Genomic DNA, 4958 nt, shown 5'->3' on the forward strand with positions numbered 1-4958 from the left:
AATAACACCCTCAACGGTGGTGCTGGTGACGATAATTTGAATGTTGATTATTCAACGGGCAATAATCTACTCAATGGAGATAATGGCAATGATTATCTCTCAGCTTCTGGCTACGAATACGACAATTCCGGCGACGAAAAAGGAGTTTATCGCAGGACATCAGGCAATAACACCCTTAACGGTGGCACGGGTGCTGATAAATTGATTGTTGATTATTCAACAGGCAATAACCTACTCTTGGGAGGTGATGATAATGATTACATCTCTGCATTTGGCGCATTAGGGAATAATACCCTTAGCGGTGGTAATGGAAATGACACCCTCAAAGGTGGCAATGGAAATGATATCCTAACAGGTGGTTTTGGTAATGATAGCCTCTATGGAAATGATGGTAATGATACCTTTGTTTTCAATGGCTTTAATCAAGGTGTTGATCATCTTTATGACTTCAACGTAACTAATGACCGGATTCAGGTATCGGCTGCTGATTTTGGTGGCGGGTTATCAATAGGTTCACTTCAACAAAGTCAGTTTATTGTCGGAACATCTGCAACGACAAGCAATCAACGATTTATCTATGATTTTTCTACAGGTGGACTGTTCTTTGACCAAGATGGCAGTGCATCTGCCTTTAATCAGGTAAAATTTGCTCAATTATCTGCTGGATTGTCACTAACCAACGACAAAATTGTTGTTGCTTAATGGTGATTAACACTCTTCCATAAATAAACAGCACAGATAGATTGCGAGGTACTATTTTCAGCACCTCGCATTCGTATTCATAAAGCGTCAAAAATGCCTATTTCAAATAGTTGCCATAGTTACTTAAACGCTCAAGGAGGGTGCTAGGGCTAAAGTTTTCGTCAGATCGGCAAGGAGAACGCGATCGCAGAGGTTAAATAATTCTATCTCGGTCTGCGTCTGTCGCATCAGCCGCAGGAAATGACCTTCAGCGTCAACACTCAGAGCAATGTAGTTGAGGAACATTTTCAGATAGCCTACACGCGATCGCTCTGGCATAGTTGCTGCTGTGGGGGTCTGCCATAAACGATCAATATAGTTGCGTACTTCTACTAAAGGAACGGGTGCGATCGGCTCGAAGCGCAAAGCTTGCCGAATTTGATTAAAAATCCAAGGATTGCCAATCGCCCAGCGCCCTACCATCACACCAGCCGCGCCCGTTTGAGAAAGCACTTCAATAGCAGTTTTTGCAGAGTTGATATTGCCATTTGCAAGCACTGGACAATCAACTCGTCTAACCGCTTCAGCAATTAAATCATATCTCACTGCCCCGTGGTACATATCTTTCACTGTGCGACCATGCAAACTCAATAAATCAATGTTGTGGCGATTGATTATATCTAGAATTTTGTAAAAGTTATCTGTATTTTCAAAACCTACGCGCATCTTGACAGTCAAAGGGCGATCGTTCACTGCCTGCCGCAATTCTGCTAAAATCCGATCTATTTTTTCTGGTGAGAGCAACAACCCACCCCCAACATTTTTGCGATAGATTCTAGGTGCCGGGCAGCCCATGTTCAAATCAACTCCAGCGATATTATAGCGGCAGAGATCAATTGCTGTTCTTACTAAGTCTGGAATGCTTTCGCCAATCATTTGAGCAAAAACGGGGCGACCCGTGTCGTTTTCGGTGATTGCTGCCAGAATGTTACGATTGAGCCGTGAGGTATCATTGACGCGGAAATACTCGGTGAAGAAGTAGTCAGGGCTGCCATAGTGGGCAATTACCTTCATAAACCAGAGGTTTGTCACATCCTGCATAGGCGCAAGAGCGGTGAGGGGTAGGTATGGATGGAGTGATTGGGGGAGCGATACCTGGGACGACATGAATATGAGAGCGTTTGACAAAGCATCACTCTATCAAAAAATCCTTACTAAAAGTTGTAACCTTCGTCAGTTTTGCTGTAGGTGTAGATGCGATATCTACGATGATTACTGAGCTTCTTGTACTGAGCGCAGTCGTAAAGCCTGCGGCATAGCTACGCTTAGGGCGCAGCCTCTCGTAGAGAAGTGCGGGCTACGCCTATGCTAGATAAAACTTGTAAGAGTTACACATCTGTTATCTATGTCAAATTAAGGTTAAAACCAGTAGGGACGCATAGATATACGTCTCTACAGCCAATTAATATCAAGTCCAGTCAATCACTTATGATTACCGCATCTGTGCAAAAATCGGAAAAGCTTCTTTCCCCCTGCCACCTGCGGTCTAAATGATAAGTCTTTAGCCGGACACGATATAATTGTTGATCAAGATTTTTTAAAAGCGAGTATAAAATCTTGTATAGCAGCAAGCAAAACAAGAATCATACCAATTAATCCCTCCGCCTAAAATCACATATTGTTATTCTCTAGCAATGACAATATCGTTCGACTTAATGACTGCATAAGCTTCTTTTCCCTCAGATAGTTCTAACTCTTCTGCCGAAGCTCTGGTGATAATTGAGGTTAATTCTACTTTATGAATAATTTCCAGAGTTACCTCACTATTAACTGCTCCATAAACAACTCGTTTAACAACACCTTTAAGAATATTGCGAGAGCTAACTTTTAGTGATTTCTTAGGAATAGTACTTTCTATGCTAGGCTTCTGAGTATAGTAAATATCTTCCTGTTTTTCCTGCTGAGTTGGTGGTAATACTGTTCCTGACGAGTGCTGAGTGAGACTACGCACAAGTTCTCGCAAAATCTCAGTCTTGGTACGTTGAGACTGCTCGCAAAACTCCTCTAGAATCTTCCGCTCGTCCTCTGAGGTTTGAAATGTAACCCATCCTTGTTCTTTTCTTGGCATAATAATATTATTTATCAATTTTGGTTATCTTGGTAAGATTCTACCAACTATCAATTCGATATGTCGTTTTAGTAATAACATTTTTTTTGCGATAATTTTCGGCATTTTTTGCAAAATAAATCAACTAATCCGCTCTAAATAACTACATAAATATTTATTTTTTTGTAGTTACAAAATATTTTGTTCCTTGAAAATGTCTAAGCATCACTATCTTTATAGTAACTAGGATAGTATGATGTTAGCCTATGGTATTTGTCGAGATAGCGATTGCAGGGGTAATCTGGCAGAAAATTCCACTGGCGTAGGCGTAGCCCGTCGCAGACATCGCGTGAGTGCCCTAGGATTATCTAACGTGAGTTCACAGCCGGGGGATGAAACACCTAAAATCGCGTTCTCAAGACCTGCGGAGTTTATTTGAGAACAATATCACCATTGAATACGTCGCAGAACCCCTTAAAGCTATGCCAGCTAATGCGGAGGTGACAGAAGTGCTGCATTGGATGCAGGCACAAAATTTTGATGTTATCGGCGTTGAGACAGGAGATATTATAAGCGGTTATGTAGAACGCTCCAGTTTGATTCAAGGTAAAGAAGGCAAGTGTGGCGACTATCAACGGGTGTTTCATCCCAAAGAACTAATAGCCATTTCCACCCCACTGATAAAGTTGCTACCCATCCTGCAACAAACTCCACGATTGTTTGTCTTGGACTGCAATCAGGTAAGTGGTATTATTACATGTGGCGATTTGCAGAAAGCACCCGCACGAATGCTGCTGTTTGGCTTGGTAACGCTCCTAGAAATGAATTTGCTGCGGCTGGTGCGGATTTACTATCCTCAAGATTCTTGGCAAGAAGTCCTCAAACCTGAGCGCTTAGAAGTTGCTCAACGGCTATGGCGAGAGAGTCAGGAAAGAAACGAAGCTACGGATTTGTTAGATTATCTGCAATTTTGTGATAAGCGAGAGTTGATTTTAAATCAGCCAGAACTTCTCCAGCAACTGGGATTAAAATCCAAACGGTTTGGTGAACGCTTCCTAAAGTCTGCTGAACAGTTGCGAAACCGATTAGCTCACGCCCAAAATTTAGTTAGTGGGTCCTCTTGGACAGAGTTGATTTCTCTAGCAGAAGCGATGGAAACGCTGTTAATTCTCTGTGAGGAAGTTGAGTAAATCTTTCAGATTTGCACCATATTATTTAACCATCTTGTCAAGTCAGATGATGTGGAAAAATCTAATAGCGCCTCACTTAAATCCTCTAATTGAGTAAGAGACAAATCTTCAATCTGCGATCGCAATTCTGGAGCAACTATACCAATTCGTCGAGGAAGTAGGCGCATGACTACTGACAACGCCTCTTCTCGTTTCCCCTGCTCAATTCCTTGTCTAATAATTCTTTGATAGACCACAGATTCCTGCATAAGCTCCTCCCGCAAAAGGCTTGTGATGAGATTGTTGTTATATTTTAACCCTGCAAGCAACTGAGTACAGGCTGAGATATTTCGTTGCTGGCTGGGTTCTTCAATCATATCTACCTGAGCAGCAACTTGAGAGAGCAAGGATTCAGGGGAATCTGTTCGCGCTAAAACCGCCAAAGGTAAAAGACCAACAGACGCTAGCAGAGGAGCGGGGTCTTGCTCCCAAATCCGAATCGCTCGAAAGCGATGAACTGTATTAGTGTCGGTAAATTGTTCGATAAAAACTGCGTTTGCAGTGGTTTCTTTGAGGTAGATGACAACCTGTTCAATAGGATAAAAACTGTATTGCCGACGCAGCCTCGCGTAGTAGTCTAGCATCCGAATCGGCATTGGAGGGATTGATACAGGTGCAACTTGGAACTCTAGGTGGAGAATCTCTTCTTGGGGATTTAGCAAAATAATGCAGTCTGCTCTAACTGGCTCAACACTCAACTCAGTTTTGAGGTCTTTAACGTCTGCTGGGGTTCTGCCTAACAACCAGGTGGCAAAGCTTTCGGGATACTGTTCTGAAAGATAGCGGCAAACGTTATCGATGGACATTGAGTTTAGAGTTAAAGCATTAAGTAAGAGATATAGGACTCGGATTTGATTTCTGAAAACATACTCAAACTGAAAAACCTGTTTTTTAAGGGTTTTATCTGAAATCTTATTCAAAAATCAGATATGAGTCCTATA

At 42.1% G+C, this 4958-nt stretch carries 5 protein-coding genes; 2 read left to right on the top strand and 3 right to left on the bottom strand.

What is annotated here, in order from left to right; genetic code table 11:
- Window positions 1–702, top strand: a 702-nt coding sequence (locus G1O98_RS36880; RefSeq protein ID WP_163939238.1) for a calcium-binding protein, incomplete at its 5' end; no start/stop codon positions are given.
- Between the two features lie 123 nt (window positions 703–825).
- Here the strand turns inward: G1O98_RS36880 and G1O98_RS36885 are convergent.
- Both G1O98_RS36885 and G1O98_RS36890 read right to left on the bottom strand, forming a co-directional pair.
- Complete coding sequence (locus tag G1O98_RS36885) at window positions 826–1848, bottom strand: tRNA-dihydrouridine synthase family protein (protein WP_163939240.1); 1023 nt, start codon at window positions 1846–1848, stop codon at window positions 826–828.
- Between the two features lie 514 nt (window positions 1849–2362).
- On the bottom strand, window positions 2363–2809 hold the full coding sequence (locus G1O98_RS36890; RefSeq protein ID WP_163939242.1) for a molybdopterin-binding protein: 447 nt from the start codon (window positions 2807–2809) through the stop codon (window positions 2363–2365).
- A 371-nt stretch (window positions 2810–3180) separates the two neighbouring features.
- On the opposite strand from G1O98_RS36890, the gene G1O98_RS36895 reads away from it, so the two are divergent.
- Window positions 3181–3978, top strand: a complete 798-nt coding sequence (locus G1O98_RS36895; RefSeq protein ID WP_163939244.1) for a hypothetical protein — start codon at window positions 3181–3183, stop codon at window positions 3976–3978.
- A gap of 5 nt (window positions 3979–3983) precedes the next feature.
- On the opposite strand, the gene G1O98_RS36900 is transcribed toward G1O98_RS36895, so the two are convergent.
- Window positions 3984–4823, bottom strand: coding sequence for a DUF4351 domain-containing protein (locus G1O98_RS36900; protein WP_163939246.1), 840 nt, complete (start codon window positions 4821–4823; stop codon window positions 3984–3986).
- Window positions 4824–4958 lie beyond the last annotated feature (135 nt).

The sequence above is a fragment of the Nostoc sp. UIC 10630 genome (assembly GCF_010747425.1).
Lineage (GTDB): Bacteria > Cyanobacteriota > Cyanobacteriia > Cyanobacteriales > Nostocaceae > Nostoc.

Excerpts from the sequence above, each read along its gene's own strand:
- G1O98_RS36900 (WP_163939246.1), bottom strand. The coding sequence starts at position 4,823 with ATGTCCATCGATAACGTTTGCCGCTATCTTTCAGAACAGTATCCCGAA.
- G1O98_RS36885 (WP_163939240.1), bottom strand. The coding sequence starts at position 1,848 with ATGTCGTCCCAGGTATCGCTCCCCCAATCACTCCATCCATACCTACCC.
- G1O98_RS36895 (WP_163939244.1), top strand. The coding sequence starts at position 3,181 with ATGAAACACCTAAAATCGCGTTCTCAAGACCTGCGGAGTTTATTTGAG.
- G1O98_RS36890 (WP_163939242.1), bottom strand. The coding sequence starts at position 2,809 with ATGCCAAGAAAAGAACAAGGATGGGTTACATTTCAAACCTCAGAGGAC.